This is a genomic window from Flavobacterium sp. M31R6 (genome assembly GCF_013284035.1).
In the GTDB taxonomy this organism is placed as follows: domain Bacteria; phylum Bacteroidota; class Bacteroidia; order Flavobacteriales; family Flavobacteriaceae; genus Flavobacterium.
Genome location: NZ_CP054141.1, coordinates 787,581 through 805,621, shown reverse-complemented (window position 1 = coordinate 805,621; position 18,041 = coordinate 787,581). Strand labels below are relative to the sequence as shown.

16 protein-coding genes and 1 tRNA gene are annotated in these 18,041 nt (G+C 34.9%); 14 read left to right on the top strand and 3 right to left on the bottom strand.

Going from position 1 to position 18,041, the window contains the following annotated elements:
* Positions 1-100: 100 nt before the first annotated feature.
* Positions 101-1,291, top strand: coding sequence for an aldose epimerase family protein (locus HQN62_RS03230; RefSeq protein WP_173503301.1), 1,191 nt, complete (start codon positions 101-103; stop codon positions 1,289-1,291).
* Between the two features lie 328 nt (positions 1,292-1,619).
* Complete coding sequence (locus HQN62_RS03225) at positions 1,620-2,078, top strand: OsmC family protein (protein ID WP_173503300.1); 459 nt, start codon at positions 1,620-1,622, stop codon at positions 2,076-2,078.
* A gap of 56 nt (positions 2,079-2,134) precedes the next feature.
* Here the strand turns inward: HQN62_RS03225 and HQN62_RS03220 are convergent, their stop codons facing one another.
* Complete coding sequence (locus HQN62_RS03220) at positions 2,135-4,054, bottom strand: glycoside hydrolase family 97 protein (protein WP_173503299.1); 1,920 nt, start codon at positions 4,052-4,054, stop codon at positions 2,135-2,137.
* Positions 4,055-4,303: 249 nt separating this feature from the next.
* Between HQN62_RS03220 and HQN62_RS03215 the strand changes: the two genes are divergently transcribed.
* From HQN62_RS03215 to HQN62_RS03190, 6 genes are all read left to right on the top strand, one after another.
* The gene (locus tag HQN62_RS03215; RefSeq protein WP_173503298.1) at positions 4,304-4,648 is read left to right on the top strand and encodes a type II toxin-antitoxin system RelE/ParE family toxin; all 345 of its coding nucleotides are present in this window, start codon (positions 4,304-4,306) and stop codon (positions 4,646-4,648) included.
* Positions 4,624-4,938: a helix-turn-helix domain-containing protein gene (locus HQN62_RS03210; RefSeq protein ID WP_173503297.1), complete on the top strand. Its 315-nt coding sequence runs from the start codon at positions 4,624-4,626 to the stop codon at positions 4,936-4,938. The genes HQN62_RS03215 and HQN62_RS03210 overlap by 25 nt, the downstream gene beginning before the upstream one ends.
* Before the next feature lie 321 nt (positions 4,939-5,259).
* Entirely contained in the window at positions 5,260-5,982 is a 723-nt protein-coding gene (locus HQN62_RS03205; protein ID WP_173503296.1) for a hypothetical protein, read from the top strand.
* A 64-nt stretch (positions 5,983-6,046) separates the two neighbouring features.
* On the top strand, positions 6,047-6,958 hold the full coding sequence (locus tag HQN62_RS03200) for a tetratricopeptide repeat protein (RefSeq protein ID WP_173503295.1): 912 nt from the start codon (positions 6,047-6,049) through the stop codon (positions 6,956-6,958).
* Between the two features lie 4 nt (positions 6,959-6,962).
* Complete coding sequence (locus tag HQN62_RS03195) at positions 6,963-7,187, top strand: hypothetical protein (protein ID WP_173503294.1); 225 nt, start codon at positions 6,963-6,965, stop codon at positions 7,185-7,187.
* 104 nt (positions 7,188-7,291) lie between these two features.
* The gene (locus HQN62_RS03190) at positions 7,292-8,584 is read left to right on the top strand and encodes a hypothetical protein (RefSeq protein ID WP_173503293.1); all 1,293 of its coding nucleotides are present in this window, start codon (positions 7,292-7,294) and stop codon (positions 8,582-8,584) included.
* Between the two features lie 54 nt (positions 8,585-8,638).
* Here the strand turns inward: HQN62_RS03190 and HQN62_RS03185 are convergent.
* Positions 8,639-8,718, bottom strand: a tRNA-Leu gene (locus HQN62_RS03185).
* Positions 8,719-9,008: 290 nt separating this feature from the next.
* Between HQN62_RS03185 and HQN62_RS03180 the strand changes: the two genes are divergently transcribed.
* From HQN62_RS03180 to pth, 3 genes are all read left to right on the top strand, one after another.
* The gene (locus tag HQN62_RS03180; protein ID WP_116796439.1) at positions 9,009-9,950 is read left to right on the top strand and encodes a ribose-phosphate pyrophosphokinase; all 942 of its coding nucleotides are present in this window, start codon (positions 9,009-9,011) and stop codon (positions 9,948-9,950) included.
* A gap of 86 nt (positions 9,951-10,036) precedes the next feature.
* Positions 10,037-10,645: a 50S ribosomal protein L25/general stress protein Ctc gene (locus HQN62_RS03175; protein ID WP_116796440.1), complete on the top strand. Its 609-nt coding sequence runs from the start codon at positions 10,037-10,039 to the stop codon at positions 10,643-10,645.
* A gap of 274 nt (positions 10,646-10,919) precedes the next feature.
* Entirely contained in the window at positions 10,920-11,591 is a 672-nt protein-coding gene (gene pth / locus HQN62_RS03170; protein ID WP_173503292.1) for an aminoacyl-tRNA hydrolase, read from the top strand.
* Positions 11,592-11,650: 59 nt separating this feature from the next.
* Here pth and HQN62_RS03165 read toward each other — a convergent pair whose 3' ends face one another.
* On the bottom strand, positions 11,651-14,383 hold the full coding sequence (locus HQN62_RS03165) for a zinc-dependent metalloprotease (protein WP_173503291.1): 2,733 nt from the start codon (positions 14,381-14,383) through the stop codon (positions 11,651-11,653).
* Positions 14,384-15,040: 657 nt separating this feature from the next.
* Between HQN62_RS03165 and HQN62_RS03160 the strand changes: the two genes are divergently transcribed.
* The 3 genes from HQN62_RS03160 (at position 15,041) to bioB (ending at position 18,002) form a co-directional block, all read left to right on the top strand.
* A complete protein-coding gene (locus HQN62_RS03160; RefSeq protein WP_173503290.1) occupies positions 15,041-15,985 on the top strand; it encodes a bifunctional riboflavin kinase/FAD synthetase in 945 nt (314 codons plus the stop codon).
* A gap of 393 nt (positions 15,986-16,378) precedes the next feature.
* On the top strand, positions 16,379-16,816 hold the full coding sequence (locus HQN62_RS03155) for a hypothetical protein (protein WP_173503289.1): 438 nt from the start codon (positions 16,379-16,381) through the stop codon (positions 16,814-16,816).
* Positions 16,817-16,916: 100 nt separating this feature from the next.
* Positions 16,917-18,002: a biotin synthase BioB gene (gene bioB / locus HQN62_RS03150; protein ID WP_116796445.1), complete on the top strand. Its 1,086-nt coding sequence runs from the start codon at positions 16,917-16,919 to the stop codon at positions 18,000-18,002.
* Positions 18,003-18,041 lie beyond the last annotated feature (39 nt).

Sequence of the window (18,041 nt, the reverse complement as noted above, 5' to 3'; positions counted from 1 at the left end):
AAAAAGCGGGAACGTACAGCACGACCCGTAGTTTTTACGGAGGGGCACGCCAAAAAAAATATTTTTGTTTGTAGAATTAAGTCTTAAAAACCAGATAATTATGAATGTAATAAAACGTTGTATTTATGGAATTTCCATTTTAAGTTTAGCAAGTATGAATGTACAGTGTAAAGGAGAAAAAAAAACAGAGGCAGGAGAAGAAACTGCCTTGGAAGCTAACGCTACAGATTCAGTTTCTATAGCAAAATCGGTATATGGCAAAACTGACAAAGGAGTACAAATTGACCAATATACACTGAAAAACCATAACGGAATGGAAGTTGACATTATCACTTTCGGGGGTAGAATATCTACTCTAAAAGTGCCTAATAAAGCGGGTAAATCCGAAGAAGTGGTAATTGGTTTTAATTCATTGGAACAATACATGAAAGACAATCCGTTTTTTGGAGCCCTTATCGGAAGATACGGAAACCGAATTGCCAAAGGTAAATTCACTTTGGACGGAAAAGAATATTCTTTGGCCATCAACAATGCTCCAAATGCGTTGCACGGAGGACCACAAGGTTTCCACAATGTGGTTTGGACTGCTGAAGAAGCCAAAGGCGGAGACTCTGCTTCATTAAAATTGAAATATGTAAGCAAAGACATGGAAGAAGGATACCCTGGAAACTTAACGGTTTACGTAACCTACACTTTGAACAAAGACAACGCATTGGACGTTTTGTATGAAGCGACTACCGATAAGAAAACAGTGGTAAACTTAACGCAACACGCCTATTTCAATCTGTCAGGTGATTTCTCCAAACCAATTTTGGACCACGAAATTATGATTGATGCAGACAAATTGGTTCCTGTAGATGCAACGCTTATTCCGACAGGCCAATTAACGGATGTTACCAATACTCCATTTGATTTCAGAAAACCAAAATTGGTTGGGGCAGCAATCGAAGCTAAGGATGAACAGTTAAAAAGAGGATTGGGTTACGACCACTGCTGGGTGTTAAACAACCAAGACAAAGGAGAGCGTTTAGTGGCTTCAGCTTATCACTCAGGAAGTGGAAGACTGTTGGAAGTATATAGCGATCAACCTGGAATCCAATTCTACTCTGGTAACTTCCTAGACGGAACTTTACCTATGAAAAACGGCGGAACATACGCCCATAGAACTGGTTTTTGCCTAGAAACACAACATTATCCAGATTCACCAAATCAAAAAGATTTCCCTACGACTGTCTTAAGTCCGGGAGAAAACTATAAAACAAAAACAACTTTTAAATTTTCGGTTAAGTAATTTAAAATACTAGAAATCATATAATTTGGTTATTTGTTGAATATCTAGTTTAGAAACTGACACTTGTTGGTTTTAAGTTCCTCGGGAGGTTATACTTCCGAGGTTTTTTTGTTTATAAAGTAAAACAGGCTCGAAAAATTTCTAAGATATTCACAGAAAAAGTCGGGAGACTTTTATTAGATTTATTCCCTTAAAGAACATTTAAAAAAAAACTACAAAGTCTGGAGACTTTGCTCAGCTGAGTTTTATTTTTGACTTTACGCCTTTTCGGGATTAATAATTAGCAAAATATAAAATCATAACTTCGCCATAGCAAACAAAACAAAAAATGAAACATCTCTTCAAAGCAGAAGCAAAGTGGACTTCAAATCAAGAAGATTCAACAAAGCGATTTTACAGCAAAAGTCACAAGATTTTAATTGAAGCAAAACCGGTTTTAAATGTTTCGGCTGCGAAAGCTTTCAAAGGTGATCCAGAATTATACAATCCAGAGGATTTACTTTTAAGTAGTTTAATTTCCTGTCACATGATGTCCTATTTATACGTCTGTTCTCAAAACGGAATTGAAGTTTTAGAGTATTCAGACAATGCTGAAGCAGCACTTGAGGTTTCTCCTGACGGAAGCGGGCGTTTTATTGAGGTCACATTAAATCCTGAAGTAACAATTGCCAATCCTGATAAAATTCAAATGGCTCTGGATTTACATCAAAAAGCAAATCAATTGTGTTTTATTGCTAATTCTTGCAATTTTCCTGTTTTTCATAATGCAACTTGTGAAGTAAAATAAATAAGCCCTATAAGTTTACTAACATGAACTTATAGGGCTTATTTATTTAAAAAAAACTACATCTTCACCACAAAACCACCATTGGGTTTCATCGCTACTTTCAGTTTTGTGTTTTTCGATACAGGAAGCTGTTGAAAACCATTTTCATCTTCCAGAATAATAAAACCTTTTGGGTTATTTACAAATGACAAGTCAAGTTCTATTTGTTTGGGTTTATTTTCTCCATTGATTCCAACGATATGCCAAACGTTGTCTTTTTTTCTGGCCATAACAATGTACTTTCCGGGATAACCGTCTATGAATTTGGAATCATCCCAATTGGTCGGAATGTCTTTTAGATAATCAACCACATATTTTGGCATTTTCGCCATACCAACAGGAGTTTCGGCAATGTGCTGAATTCCGGATAAGAATAAAACAGGCAAAGCCAACTCAAAAGCAGGAGTTGTCTTGCGCTTGATATTTGGGATAGAATCCAATACCATCGGCGTGAAATCCATTGGATCAAAAACGTTTCTGGCAAAAGGAAGCATCGCGCAATGGCTAGGTTGCAAGTCGGCTATATCTTGAAAAAAAGTAATATATTCTTGTCCTTTCACAGCCTCGGTGGTCAGTAAATTGGGAAAAGTGCGTTGTAAACCTCTTGGCAAAGTAGCCCCGTGAAAATTGACCAACAATTGATGTTCTGCAGCATCTTTCAACATGGCGTGATAATATGCAATCATCGATTGTCCATCACCTCCAAAAAAATCAACTTTAACTCCTGCAATACCCATTTCTTGTAATCTTGAGAATTCTTTATCTCTATCAGCATGTGTCAATAATTTCCCTTTAGGATGGTATTCTGTACTATTCCAAGATCCTGATGAATTGTACCAAACCAATAATTTTACGTTTTTTGCTGCGGCATGAGCCACCAACTCCTTCATTTTGGCATCACCAATTCGAGTGTCCCAATCAGCATCAATCAAGCAATACGGCCAATTCATGCTGGATGCATAATCGATAAACTGCAAGGTAGTTTCAAAATTAACTGAATCATCTTTCAGCAAAACCCAACTCCAAGAAGACAATCCACTTTTGATAAAAGAAGTATCCATTGGAACAGCAGGATCGGCCAAGTCGGTTCCTAGCGTACTTTCAGTAATGGTTTTCAATGAACCAATCGTTATGATTCTCCAAGGCGTGTACCAAGGCAATAGTGATTCTGGATTAAGAGCTCCGTTTGGAAAAACCTCCTCTTTTTGCGGAAAAGTTACCTGTAATGCTTTTGAGACATCATTATAAACCAATCGGCTACCACAATAATTGTCTTGTAAACCTGTTTCGGTAATCAAAACCCAAGCATCATTGGCATTGAACAAAGCAGGATACACCCATCCTTCACCAATTACAGGTTTTGTATTTACTGGAACACCCATCGAATAATGCTCTTCGTAGGATGGATTGGTTTCTTTCCATCCCGTTTTGGCTTTAGACATTGGCTGTAACCATGCTTTTGCGGAAGCATCAAAATTATAGGTGGTTTTCTCTTCCGTAATTTTCTTGATATCATTCGAAGTTTTAGGAAAATGGTAGCGCAACCCGATTCCGTCATGAGAAAGCTGAAAAATAATTTCCATCGCTTCTCCGGTACTGCTTTGCAAACTGACCGTATATTGATTGGCAGTATACCTGATGTTTTTCCTTTTCCCTTGCAGCATCGAATAATTTGAAGTTACGGCTTTGGCGTCAGAAACTTTTACAATCTTCATATCACTATAAAAATTAGCATCTTCCCGAACAATTCCAAGCTCAGAAGTATTGATGACCAATTTATTTTTAAAGAAAACTTTGTAACAAGGTGTTTTCTTCGGACTAAGGTTAAATTCAACTTTTATCGTTTTATCGGTATTGACAAACGAATAATCGGTAGTTGTTTTGGCAAATGATGCTAGTGAAATAGCTAACAAAAGTAAGCTGTATATTTTTTTCATAATTATAAGTGTTTATTTTACACTTACAAGTTTACGACAAAAAATTGATTAAAATCATATTCAAATTAAATTATTATTTTCAAGTGTAAATTTTTAAAATATAATTTATATCTTACATTTTTTTCATCTACAAACCTTTTTTGATTTCATACAATAAACTATAAGATTATTAGAAACATTCCATAAAAAAATCATAAACTTAATTTTATTTGGTAACGAATTAATTACATTTGCAAAATAGTAGCATCAATGAGGACAATATTTAAAACGCGTGAATTTTTAGAATTTTTAAACAATTCAGAAACCAATGTGAAGGACAAAATAGATTACCTATTGGAAATCATAATAACACAGCCCGTAATTAATATTAAAATAGCCAAGAAATTAATCAACACGGATTTTTATGAAGTGCGAATACAGGTCAATAATGAATATCGAATTATTGTTTTTACGATAGACCACGACAATATAAGCCAAAGCAGAAATATAATATTTCTAAATGGATTCATGAAAAAATCGACCAAAGATTACGACAAACAAATAAAAACAGCAATCAAAATTTTAGAAAAATGGCAAGACCAAAACTTGATTTAGAAAAAATAAAAAGTGAGTTACCTACTGCCAATGACTATTTAGATGACAAATACGGCAAACAAGGCACACCCGAGAGAGATGAATTTTCAAAAAAAGCATTGTCTTTTTATTATGGTGAATTGATAAAAGAAAAACGCAAAGAAAAACATCTAACTCAACAGCAATTAGCTGACCAAATAGGCAAAGAACGCGCCTACATTGCCAAAATTGAACAAGGCAAAACCGATTTACAAATTTCCAATTTTGTGCAAATAATCAATGCGTTGGGATTGACATTGCAAGTGAAGTGAAGCAAAAAACCCATAAAACCAATAAAACCTCTTCTTTCGAAGAGGTTTTATTGGTTTAAGGTTGAATTGTCAAATTTATTTGTTGAAAATTTAAATCCGTTTTAAAAGCTGAATACTTATTTATCTAAGTTTAAATATTATCAGAAATTAAAATTTCAAAACCCATTTCATTCATTCTTTTTCACCACTTCTCGAATTTGAGTGTATTTTAAATTGTAATATAAAGACTGTTATAATTAAAATTAAGCGCTTTTTAACGTTATAAATTGTCTTTTATCTTCAAATGGCATCATTTTTGTTTCTCGCTTGAAAAATCAAATTATGAAAAAATTTACATTGGTAATTATAACTATTATGTTATTAATGCCTAAACAATCTGATGCACAAAATACAGGTGCTGCTGTTGCTGCTGCCGGCGCAGCTGCATTAGTTATTGGCGCTGCAATTATGGCTCATGACAATATGGAAGAAAGAGCAGAATTAACCGCAACTCAATGGATTATAGCCAATCATCCTGAATTAAAAAGCTTTTCATTAAAGACTCTTGATTTTGATGGTAAAAAAGCAAAAGACATGTCTTCTGTGTCTGTTATAACTTTTAAAATTCAAGAATTTAATCCATCAGATAATCCAGTTCTTGACGGCAAAAAACAAGTATTATTCTGCTTTACCAGCAACGGTTGGATTAATGACCAAGGTATTGATTTCAGTAGGGTACAATGGTTTTTGATAGATAGTGACGAATGGATGAATATGATGGTAGCCTATTCAAAAGTTTCTTCCAGTGAAAAAAACGAAACGGTTATCAGAGAAAAATTAACTAATGGAACATTAGTTAATAAAGGAATAAAAGTAAAAGGTAAAACCGAAATTCCATTTTTTAAGATAGAAGGAGATATGTATCTGGTTACCGATTATTCAGATGAAATGAAATTGATTTATAATGAAAAATCTTTATGTTTCTTTTTAAAGAAAACAGGGAATTTAGTACAGATGGGCAGGGATGATGTTATTAAAACTCATGAATTCTATTTTGCAAAATAACAACTTTTAACGCATTTTGAAATGAGTTAATATAATACGAATACACATTATTAAAAATGGAATCATGAAAAAATCAATAATTATAGTTGCTTTTTTGTTTAGCTTCATTACTAACGGTCAAACAGCAGAGGAATATTATAAAAGCGGAACTGAAAAAGACAGTCTTGATAATCACCAAGAAGCATTAGTGGATTATACTAAGGCAATAGAAATTAATCCAAATTACGCTACTGCTTTTCAAAAACGAGCAATAACAAAAAATATGCTAAAAGACCCTCAAGGAGCAATTGAAGATTGTTCAAAAGCAATAGAAATAGACCCTCATTTCATAGATGCCTTTTTTTACAGAGGAAATGTAAAATTTGGATTAGAAGATTATCAAGGTGCTATTTTGGATTATAACAAAATAATAGAGCTTAATGGCAGCAAAGATTTTGAATTGATCCATTTTGCTTTAGCAAAAGCTAAAATGCATTTAGATGACATAAAAGGAGCAATTATGGATTATTCCAAAGTTATTGAATTATATAGCATTCCTGATGCTTATTTCGAAAGAGGTGTAGGGAAAAGCCTGCTAGGGGATTTCAGAGGTGCAATTGCAGACTTCACCACAGCAAAAAAACTTGGCTTTGACAATTCAGAACTTCACCTTTGGAGAGGAAAAGCAAAAGCAAGTTTAGAAGACTATAGAGGGGCAATTCTTGATTACAGTAAAGCAATAGAATTAAACCCTAATTATGACGAAGCATATTATAACCGAGGAAATCTAAAAGCAAATTCAAAAGACTTCCAAGGAGCAATTACTGATTACACCAAAGCAATAAAAATTTATCCGAATGATTCATCCTACTATTTAAATAGAGGCTTTGCAAAATTAGGATTAAAACAAAAAAACGGAAGCTGTTTAGACTTTAGCAAAGCTGGAGAATTAGGTGATGAAGATGCATATAATTTGATTAAAAAATATTGTAATTAAAAATATGAAAAAGTTAATTATTATAATCTCCCTAATCATTTTACCTACAGCATTTGGCTTTGAAACTTTGACAAATGATACAGTATATATCTGCAAAGGGCCTTATTCCAAAAAATATCATTATGATAAAAACTGCAGAGGATTGAGCAATTGTTCGACTGAAATATATAGTGTTTCAAAAAAGGAATCTCAAAATTCAGGAAGGACTTTATGTGGTTTGGAGGACTAAATTTAATTTTCGAAAAAAAAACCATCAATACAATAATAATTGAGATTCCAGAGTTTTGAATCTTAACCACAAAAGATTATTCATTAAACCCAAAAAACAAAAGTATGCCTAACAAAAGTATGCCTAACAAAACCACAATTATCGCTTTTGCATTGATCTCCACAATATTGTTCAGCTCTTGCGAAGGAAAGAAAAAACCAGAACCTCAAATTAGCGAAGCTTCAAGAACTGCAATAATAAAACCTCCAATTCCAAAGTTGGACATCGCCTATCAAAACTTTACAGTTGAACCTGATTCTGCAACCGTTTTAACAACTCCACGAGGCACTAAAATCAGAATACCTTCAAACGCATTTTTGGACAAAGATGGCAATATTGTCAAAGACAAAGTTGACATCACTTTTCGAGAATTCTACTCCCCGCTAGATTTTTATTTAGCAGGAATACCAATGACCTATGACGAAAACGGAATTGAAAAAGTATTTGAATCTGGCGGAATGGTCGAAATAAATGCTACATCCAATAAAAATGAAGTTTTTGTAAATCCGAAAAACAAGATAAAAGTAGATATGCTGAGTTGGACAAAATCTGAGGAATTCAATGCCTACGATTTAGATAAAATTAGCGGAAAGTGGATAGAGAAAGGAAAAGATTCTATAAGTCTTTCAGAAAAGGAAGAAGAATTAAAATCAACACCAACAATTCCACCTATGCCAAGAGTCTCTACTTCAAATTCTTTCAAAATAGAAGTTGATAAAGAATTACACCCAGAAATAGCAATCTATGAAAATGTATTATTTGAACCTGTTGATCCTTTAAAATGTTCAGTAGGAGATGCACAAGATTATAAAATAAACCCATTGAAAAACGGGATTTATGAAGTTATATCTATTTTAAAAATAGGAAACTATAAAGAAGAACATAAATGCGAATGTTATTTGGCATTTGAAAAAGGAAAAGATTATAATAAAGCATTAAAAATATATCAAAAGAAATATGCTTCATTAATAAAAAATCGAGAAGTAGAGTCAAAAATAATCCGGACATTAGAAATAAATAATTTTGGATTTGTAAACTGTGATCGCCCAATAAATTATCCTCAAGGAGGAGAATTTAATCCAATATTTGTTGATGAAAAAGGGAATTCATTACACCTGACTGGAATTGTTTTAGTAGAAAGTAATAATAATGCATTATTCCGATATACCTCAACCGTAAAATACAATCCGAGCAATAAAAACGTACTTTGGGGAATTACTAATAAAAGTAAGATTGCCTATATAAAAGATGATGATTTCAGCACCATTATTAACAAAAGTTCCGGACAAAAAATAAAAATGCACTTGATTGAAAAAACACCAGAAACGTATGAAGACCTTAAAAAGATATTATTTTAGGGGAATTAAAACCCCATAAAACCAAAAAAACCGCTTCTTTCGAAGCGGTTTTTGTACCCGGAGCCGGAGTCGAACCGGCACGGTTTCCCACAGGTGTTTGAGACCAGCGCGTCTACCAATTCCGCCATCCGGGCTTAGCTAGACATGGAATAATAAACAATCATTCCAAACGCAATAAAGAGACAATTAATATTAACAATTATCTTTTCCTTTAACACGGTGCAAATGTAAAAAATATTTTTAAACATTCTAATAAAAATACTTAAATTTTTCCTTTCAGAGTTGATTTTATTTTCTAAATTTGCACCTCGTTAAAAACGATACACACAACTAACTACACTCGAGGCATTTATATTCTTCTGGCTTTAAACAAATGATGAAGCCGAACTGTATGAAGCGCAGCGAAATAAAAACAACAAATTAAATGTCACACCTAGAACCAGAAGCTAAAATTTTTGCTTGTTCAAAAAGTGAATATCTTGCAGAGAAAATTGCAAAGGAATACGGAATCCCTATGGGGAAAGTTACCATGTCTACTTATAGTGATGGTGAATTTCAACCTTCTTACGAAGAATCAATCAGAGGGTTACGTGTTTTTATCGTTTGCTCAACGTTTCCTACTGCAGATAATTTAATGGAATTATTGTTGATGATTGACGCCGCAAAACGCGCATCAGCAAGACACATTACTGCTGTTATACCTTACTTCGGTTGGGCAAGACAAGACAGAAAAGACAAACCAAGAGTACCGATTGGAGCAAAACTAGTTGCAAAACTGTTAGAAACTGCCGGTGCAACCAGAATAATGACCATGGATTTGCATGCTGATCAAATACAAGGATTCTTCGAGAAACCAGTAGATCACCTTTTTGCATCCACTATCTTTTTACCATACGTAGAAAGCTTAGGTCTAGATAATTTAATGATTGCATCTCCAGATATGGGAGGATCGAAAAGAGCTTACGCTTATTCTAAATTCCTAAATTCTGAAGTAGTAATCTGTTACAAACAAAGAAAAGCGGCCAACGTTATCGAAACAATGGAGCTTATCGGAGAAGTAAAAGGCAAAAATGTAATCTTAGTCGATGACATGATTGACACAGGAGGAACTTTGGCGAAAGCTGCCGACTTAATGATCGAAAAAGGAGCCTTGAGCGTTAGAGCTATTTGTACGCACGCCATTTTATCGGGTGGTGCTTACGAAAAAATAGAAAATTCAAAATTGTTGGAACTAATCGTAACTGATTCTATTCCGTTAAAAAAACAATCTAACAAAATAAGAGTAGTGAGTTGTGCGCCTCTTTTTGCCGAAGTAATGCACATGGTGCACCACAACAATTCCATTAGCGGAAAATTCTTAATGTAAGAATTGATTATTAGATTGTTCGAACAGTCAAATAATCGAATAATCCATAAACAAGAGTTTAATTAATAACTATATAAATATTTACAATGAAATCGATTACAATTAAAGGATCAGAAAGAGAAAGCGTGGGCAAAGTAGCTACTAAAGCCTTACGTAATGCTGGATTGGTTCCTTGCGTATTATACGGAGGAAGTCAAGCAGTTCATTTTTCAGCGGAAGTTATAGCTTTCAAGAACTTGGTTTACACTCCAAACGCACACACAGTTGTGATTGAATTAGAAGGAGGAAAAACTTTCAACGCTGTTTTACAAGATATTCAGGTTCACCCGGTATCTGACAAAATTTTACATATTGACTTCTTTCAAATCTTTGATGACAAAGAAATCACTATCGAAGTTCCTGTAAAAATCGTTGGTAACTCTAAAGGAGTTATGGCAGGTGGAGATTTACGTTTGAACAACCGTAAATTAAAAGTTAAAGCTTTACCAAAAAATCTTCCAGATTTCGTTGAAGCTGATATTACACCTCTTGACATGGGTAACAAATTATACGTTACTAAAGTGCCAACACCAAACTTCAAAATCATGCACCCAGACAATACAGTAATTTGTCAAGTGAAGATCTCTCGTGCGGCTATGAAAGCAGCTCAAGAAGCAGCAAAAGCAGCAAAAGCTCCGGCAAAAAAGAAAAAATAATACTTTTTCAATCTATATCAAAAGCATCAGTTTCACAACTGGTGCTTTTTTTTTGAGTTGAAGCGAAAGATTGAGCATTTCAGGAAGCATGGATTCCCGCTGTCCTTCCAATCCTTTTGGGAACTTTGTCAAAGTTTAAAACTTTGACAAAGTTCCCAAAAGAATATTCCCTCCCATCGGGGCTAGTTAGGTTTTATGGTTTTGTTTTTTGTGAATAATCTAAAAATCCAATAATCTTTTAGTCCAATAATCGAATAAAACCTATTTTTGCAGCATGATAAAATGGATACAAAACCTGTTTTCATCACCAAAAACAGCAGAGAACACAGATAATAGGAAACCGGAGGTTCACGAACACCAAAAAACAATAAAAAACGTGAGTAAGAAATTTTTAATCGTTGGCCTTGGCAACATTGGCTCCGAATACGTAAACACCCGACACAACATTGGCTTCAAAATTGTGGATTTCCTTGCAAAGAAAGAAGGAATCCCATTCGAAACCGTAAAACTGGGCGCACTCGCCGAATACAAATTCAAAGGAAGAACCTTTCTGCTTTTAAAACCAAATACCTACATGAATTTGAGTGGAAAAGCCGTAAAATATTGGATGGACAAGGAAAATATTCCGCTAGAAAATATATTTGTTATTACCGATGATTTAAACCTTTCTTTCGGAACCATTCGCATCCGCAAAAAAGGCAGCGACGGAGGTCACAACGGACTCAAGAACATCAATCTCGTTCTAAACACACAAGAATACACCCGCTTTAGATTTGGCATCAGTGATGAATTCAAAAAAGGGCAACAAGTTGACTACGTTTTAGGAGATTGGGACGATACCGAAAAAGCAAAACTTCCCGAAAGACTGGAACTCGCTTCCGAAATCATAAAATCTTTTGGAACGGCAGGATTGGAAAACACCATGACCACATTCAACGGAAAATAAATATAATAAAAAAGGGAGACATTTGAATGTCTCCCCTTTTTTATTATAAGTTTAAAAATCTATTCAACAATAATCTTAGAAACACCTTTTCTGTCTCCATCTACAACCGTAACGATATAAGTTCCTGTTGATGCGTTCTTCAATTGAATATTCTGATTGAAATCTCCAGTATTTTCAAACTCTTTCTGGTATATTTTTCGACCTAACATATCGGTTACAAAAACCTTGATAGCTGTCGTATTGGAACTTGAAAAACGAATATTAAAATCTCCTTTATTTGGATTAGGATACAACACAAAATCATTGATTTCAAAACTTGGTATTGCCAAAGTAGTATAAGAACTTGAACAAATCTGTATAGATGCCGAATTAATTGTACCTGTATCATTGGCGTTAGTATCTCTAAAACGTAGCGTCCATGTTCCTCCTGGATTTTCCCCATTAAAAGCAGACAAAACTCCTGCCGGAACAACCGTTTGACTCGCAGTTGAACCACAATTCAAAGCTCCACCCAAATCATCATAAGTCAAAACCAAACTACTATCGGTAGCGCCACAAGACTTATCAAACAATTTCACAATAGTTCCTTTTGGACTCTTCAATTCAATTTGAACATCGGATATATAAGTATGGGTAAAATTAACACTAAAATTAACATCTGTAATTTCCGAAGTCGATGCTGGGACCACAATAGTTTTCTCAGTGTAAGCAGCTACATTGTCGGGTATAGGGTATGATCCTGCAAAAGCATAGGGATTACAAGAAGTCGCCACACTATACCCCAAAGCAAAAGGCTTACCATTTACGGCATAAAAAACATTCCCTGTTGGTTGTATCAAAATTCTACAATTCTTGGCAGCCGTTGTTGGTGCAGTAATCACTTCAGAACCATCATTTGGCGTATTGGTTGCCAAAAAGGTTGGAAAAGTCAAACCTCCATCGGTAGATAATTTAATATTCACATTCGTCGCTCCCAACAATAAGTTACTACTATTTACGCTCCAAGTTATCGTTTGTGACGAGCCCAACACCCAACTGGAATCAGAGATATTTTGCGAAGTTACTGCAAATGGCCCTTTATTTTCATCAACAGTAAGTGTCATCCCGTCCGAATTGGTTTGAGCAGATCCTGAAACTGCATTATCTCGCGCAGTGAATACAAAACTCAAATTTCTTGCCACAGATGGAAGTGCTTCCCAAGTAGTAACCAATTGACCAGCCAACACTTTACTAAGAGTTGGAAAATGACGATTGGTAGCGCTACTAGGCAAAAATGACCTAAAATTAGGACCATTGGCTTTTGTTGCAGAAGCGATACTATTCGCATCACTTTCACTATTGGTAGCCGAGTCATTTTGTTCCCAACAATAAGTCATTATGTCCCCATTAGGATCTGAAGCCGAACCATTCAAGACAAAAGGAGTACTTTTTGGAATAGTGTAATCAGCTCCAGCATTGGCAGTTGGTGTTTGATTACTCAATGTCGTACTAACTGGACATGATTTAGATGCCAAATTACTCTGAATTTGAGAAATACTGGCATAGGCAAAATAATCATCCGATTGACTTTGAACATCATAATTGGTAATTCCTGCATATCCCATAATAGTTGAGCCACTCCCAGGTTCCACGCTTGTTCCAGTTCCTTCCACACTATACGAAAAAGTATGTGTTGCACCTATTTGATGCCCCATTTCGTGAGCCACAAAATCAATATCAAAAGAATCACCTTCTGGTTTACTGTCTGATGGTGAAGTATAGGCACTACCTTTTCCTGCAGTATAAACTGGTGTTGAGTCTGTATTTGTTAATGCATCACAAACACACCCGATACAACCTGCATCTCCGCCTCCTCCAGAGCCTCCAAATAAATGGCCAATATCATAATTGGTTTCACCTATTTTGGTGGTAATTGTTTTTTGTACTTCTTCATTCCAAGTTCCAGGACAGTTGTTTCCGGTACAACCTGCAACTACCTCTACACCTTGAGCCGCATTCGAGTATGGATCAGTAAGAGGATCCGTGAAAATTATATCAGTATCATTGGCAATAATTATTAATTTCACAGCCAAGTCTCTATTAAAAACCCCATTTACCCTTGTCATTGTAGCATTCATCCCAGCCAACGCATTAGCAACTGTACCACCAAAATATTGGGCATATTCCCCGGTGCAGGAAAGCGCCAATCGCATGGTTTTAAAAACACCATTACTTGATTTTACTTGACTTGTTTTCTTCGTCAGATCCTTACTCAGTTCGACATCCCTTGTTTTACAGGTTAAAGGCAAAACTCCTTTACTCCTATTTTTTGAAGTAGAAACCGCATACATCGATTTATTCTCTGGCAATGCATCAATAAATTCAGAACCACTGTCACCTCTTAAAATCATCGTTTGAATACCGCTTGGTGAAACACTAAAACTAATGAACGCCTTTGGGTCAGTAATTCCCGTTCCTGAATAGGCACGAATTTCTGGATATTTTGCCTGCAATTCAGGAGCAAAATTAGAAGATTCCACTACAGTAAATTGTTCTATTTTACCGGCACTATTCGGAATTGCAACAGCTATACTTTTGGCCAATGATGCATCCGAATGAAGCGTTTCCAGTGATTGTTTGAATTCGGCCACGTTTAAGGTGTACAAAAGCTGATGCTCCAATCCGATATCTCCCTCCTGTTTTTGAGAAATCCCCCTTTGGGAAGAACCCACTACTGACCAAGATGATCTGGCTTGAGAAAACCCAACAAAACTTACAGTTAATAATCCTAAACAAAATAGAAATCTATTCATATGCTGATATTTATTGTTTTTTATCGGTCATATGTAATTCGCATATCTTCATTGGTGTTTGCGGCCAATTTACATTCATGCTCATTTCATATACTGATAATGTGTGTTTTGAAGTATGAAACTTCATTTATATTTATCTCACCTGCCTCTATTTCGTTTTTCGCATTTGATAACCCGAACCAATAGATGAACAAATAAAACATTTTCAATTGAGGTCCATTTTCGATTATATAAATCCAAAATTGATATACAAAATTAATTCATTTACAATGGAATATACAACGATTTGAAAAACGATTTGAAAAACATAACAATTACAGTAGGTTACAATACTTAATTTGAAGATTTATTAACATAATGAACATTACAATTAATAAACCCGTTGGGTGAAATTCAATTAAAAAATGAACCACACAGATACATAGATTTAATATCAAATCATTTAAGAACGAATAGAAATAGCACTATTTTTCACATAGATTGACTATGTGAATAGTAAAACGTCTATCAAGTTCTTTTAAAAACTATAAATTCTATGTCTCTATGTGTTTAAAAATAATTGCACCCAACGGGTTACAATTAATAAAAATAGAAACTTCTTATTCTTCTTTTTAAAATAGATAGTATAAATTTGCAAAATATTTAAAAATAGGTACTTTGAAAATTTTTCATTCTATAAACGATTTCCAAGTTGCATCTGGGGAAAATGCAAAAAAAACAATTCTTACGCTAGGAACCTTTGATGGTGTTCATTTTGGACATAAAAAAATACTGGAAAAAGTCACTCAAAACACTGAAAACGAAAAATACGAAAGTTTGGTACTTACTTTTTTCCCTCATCCTCGCATGGTTTTACAAGAGGATTCGGATATTAAAATGCTCAATACAATAGACGAGAAAATAGAACTTTTGGATAAAATAGGCATCCAAAATTTAGTTATTCATCCCTTTGACGAAAGTTTCTCCAGATTGACTGCGGAGGAATTTGTAAAAAATATCCTTGTTGACCAATTTCATATCCATAAAATAATAATTGGTCATGATCATCGATTTGGGCGCAATAGAACTGCCAATATTGATGATTTAAAAGCTTTTGGAAAACAATATGATTTTGAAGTTGAAGAAATTTCGGCTCAGGAAATCAAGGAGGTATCTGTAAGTTCCACAAAAATAAGACAGGCTTTAATCGAGGGTAATGTGGCTTTGGCCAATGAGTTCTTGGGTTACAATTATTCATTAACAGGAATTATAGCCAAAGGAAAACAACTGGGCAGAACTATTGGTTTTCCTACTGCCAATTTAAAACTGGAAGAAAACTTCAAACTCATTCCAAAAAACGGTGTTTACATTGTCAAAAGCATTATAAACTCAAAAATGGTGTTGGGAATGATGAACATAGGTTTTAACCCAACTGTTGATGGCAAAAATCAAACTATCGAAATCAATTATTTTGATTTTAATGAAGATTTATACGATCAAAAAATCACCGTTTCCATATTGGAAAGAATCCGTTCAGAAGAAAAGTTTGATTCGGTTGCGCTTTTAAAAGAGCAATTGGAAAAAGACAGAAATACGGCTTTGACATATTTTAAAAAACAATAAATTACTATTTACTTTAAGAATAAGTATGTTCGATTTGGGCAAGACCAATCTATAATTATCGTTGAAAAAATAAACCAAACGCCTTGGTCTCGAGTGAGGGATAAGAGCAAGCTAACGAAGTAGGCGGATAGCCCGGCAGCATAAAGAAAAGGGACCGAATCACCGTATAGTGATTTGGTCCCTTTGCTTTATGGTGGCACTCCCACACGAGCTTTAGCGAACTGACGCAGTAAACGATTTTACAAGCTATTAATTCACATTACTTTTCAAAAATGCGGACATAAAACTCTTCTGCAATTAATTACATCGATTTCGTTTATTTTTTGTAAATTTATGTCAACATATCTGATTTCCAAATACATATTGAATTTCTAACTTTTAAAAAACTACACCATGAAAGTAAAAAAAGAAATTAAAAACGGGTTCTTCATCTTTATATCAATAGGAACCTATTTTCTTTTAATGGAATTTTTGGGTTTATCCAATATTTTCTATTTGAGGTTGATGAATGTGTTCTTCGTTATATATGCCGTAAATGACACGTTGCGCTCAAGGGTTTCCCACGGCAAGACAAAATTTGTACCCAATATATTGGCTGCCTTAACCACTTGTATAATCGGTGTCGTTTTATCTGTTGTTGGACTACTGGTTTACAGCTATATGAGAGGTGGCGATGCTTATATCCATAATTTATCGGAGAGTTTTTTATTCGGTGGCCATCCTTCAATCAATATGTATTGCTTTTCATTGTTTTTCGAAGGAATTGCCTCGTCAGTAATTGTAACTTTGCTATTAATACTTTACTATAACGACAAATTTATAGCCGATTAAACTCCTTTTTTCAAACTATTCACAGTAAGTCTTTTTAAGCCTTGCACATTGCTTCTTTAGAACAATTTGATTACTTTTGGGGCATCAAAATAAAGGATCGATGAGTATCACAAAACACAACTGGACGAAAGAAGAAATTATTGCTATTTATAATAAACCCATGATGGATTTGCTTTTTGAAGCAGCTACGATCCATCGGGAACACCACGACCCAAACGTGGTTCAGGTTTCTACTTTGGTTTCCATTAAAACTGGTGGCTGTTCTGAAGATTGTGGCTACTGCCCACAAGCAGCGAGATACAACACTGGAGTTGAAGGAAATGATTTAATGTCCGTAAACCAAGTCAAAGCACAGGCTCTTAGAGCCAAATCTGGAGGTTCTTCCCGTGTATGTATGGGAGCCGCTTGGAGAAACGTAAAGGATGGTCCTGAGTTTGACCAAGTTTTGGAAATGGTTCGTACTATTAACAAAATGGATATGGAAGTATGTTGTACCTTGGGTATGATTACCGAAAACCAAGCTCAACGATTGGCAGAAGCTGGTCTTTACGCTTACAATCACAACTTAGACACTTCAGAGGACTACTATAAAGAAGTTATCTCGACTCGTGGATTTGAAGATCGTTTGCAAACTATAGAAAACGTTCGTAAAACCAGTGTTACGGTTTGTAGCGGAGGAATTATTGGAATGGGAGAAAGCATAGAAGACAGAGCAGGAATGCTTGTGGCACTTTCCACTTTAAACCCTCAACCGGAATCGGTTCCGATCAATGCTTTAGTAGCTGTAGAAGGCACTCCGATGGAAGATGAAAAACCGGTGGAAATTTGGGAAATGATTCGAATGGTTGCTACCACCAGAATTGTAATGCCAGAAACTCAAGTCCGTTTATCAGCTGGAAGAATGAATATGAGCCGCGAAGGGCAAGCCATGTGTTTCTTTGCTGGAGCCAACTCTATTTTTGCCGGAGACAAATTACTTACAACACCAAATCCTGATGTTAATGAAGACATGAAAATGTTTGATTTATTAGGTTTAAAACCTCAAAAACCATTTAAAAAAGCAGCACAGCGACCAACTGTTGAAGCAGTAGATTCACAATTTGAATCACTTGGTGAAAAACCAAAATGGACTAGACCAGGTCATACGATTGAAAAAAACTTGGAAGCATCCATAAAAGGAAAATAAATCTTTTTATCAGAATAGTAAAACCTCATTTTCGACATG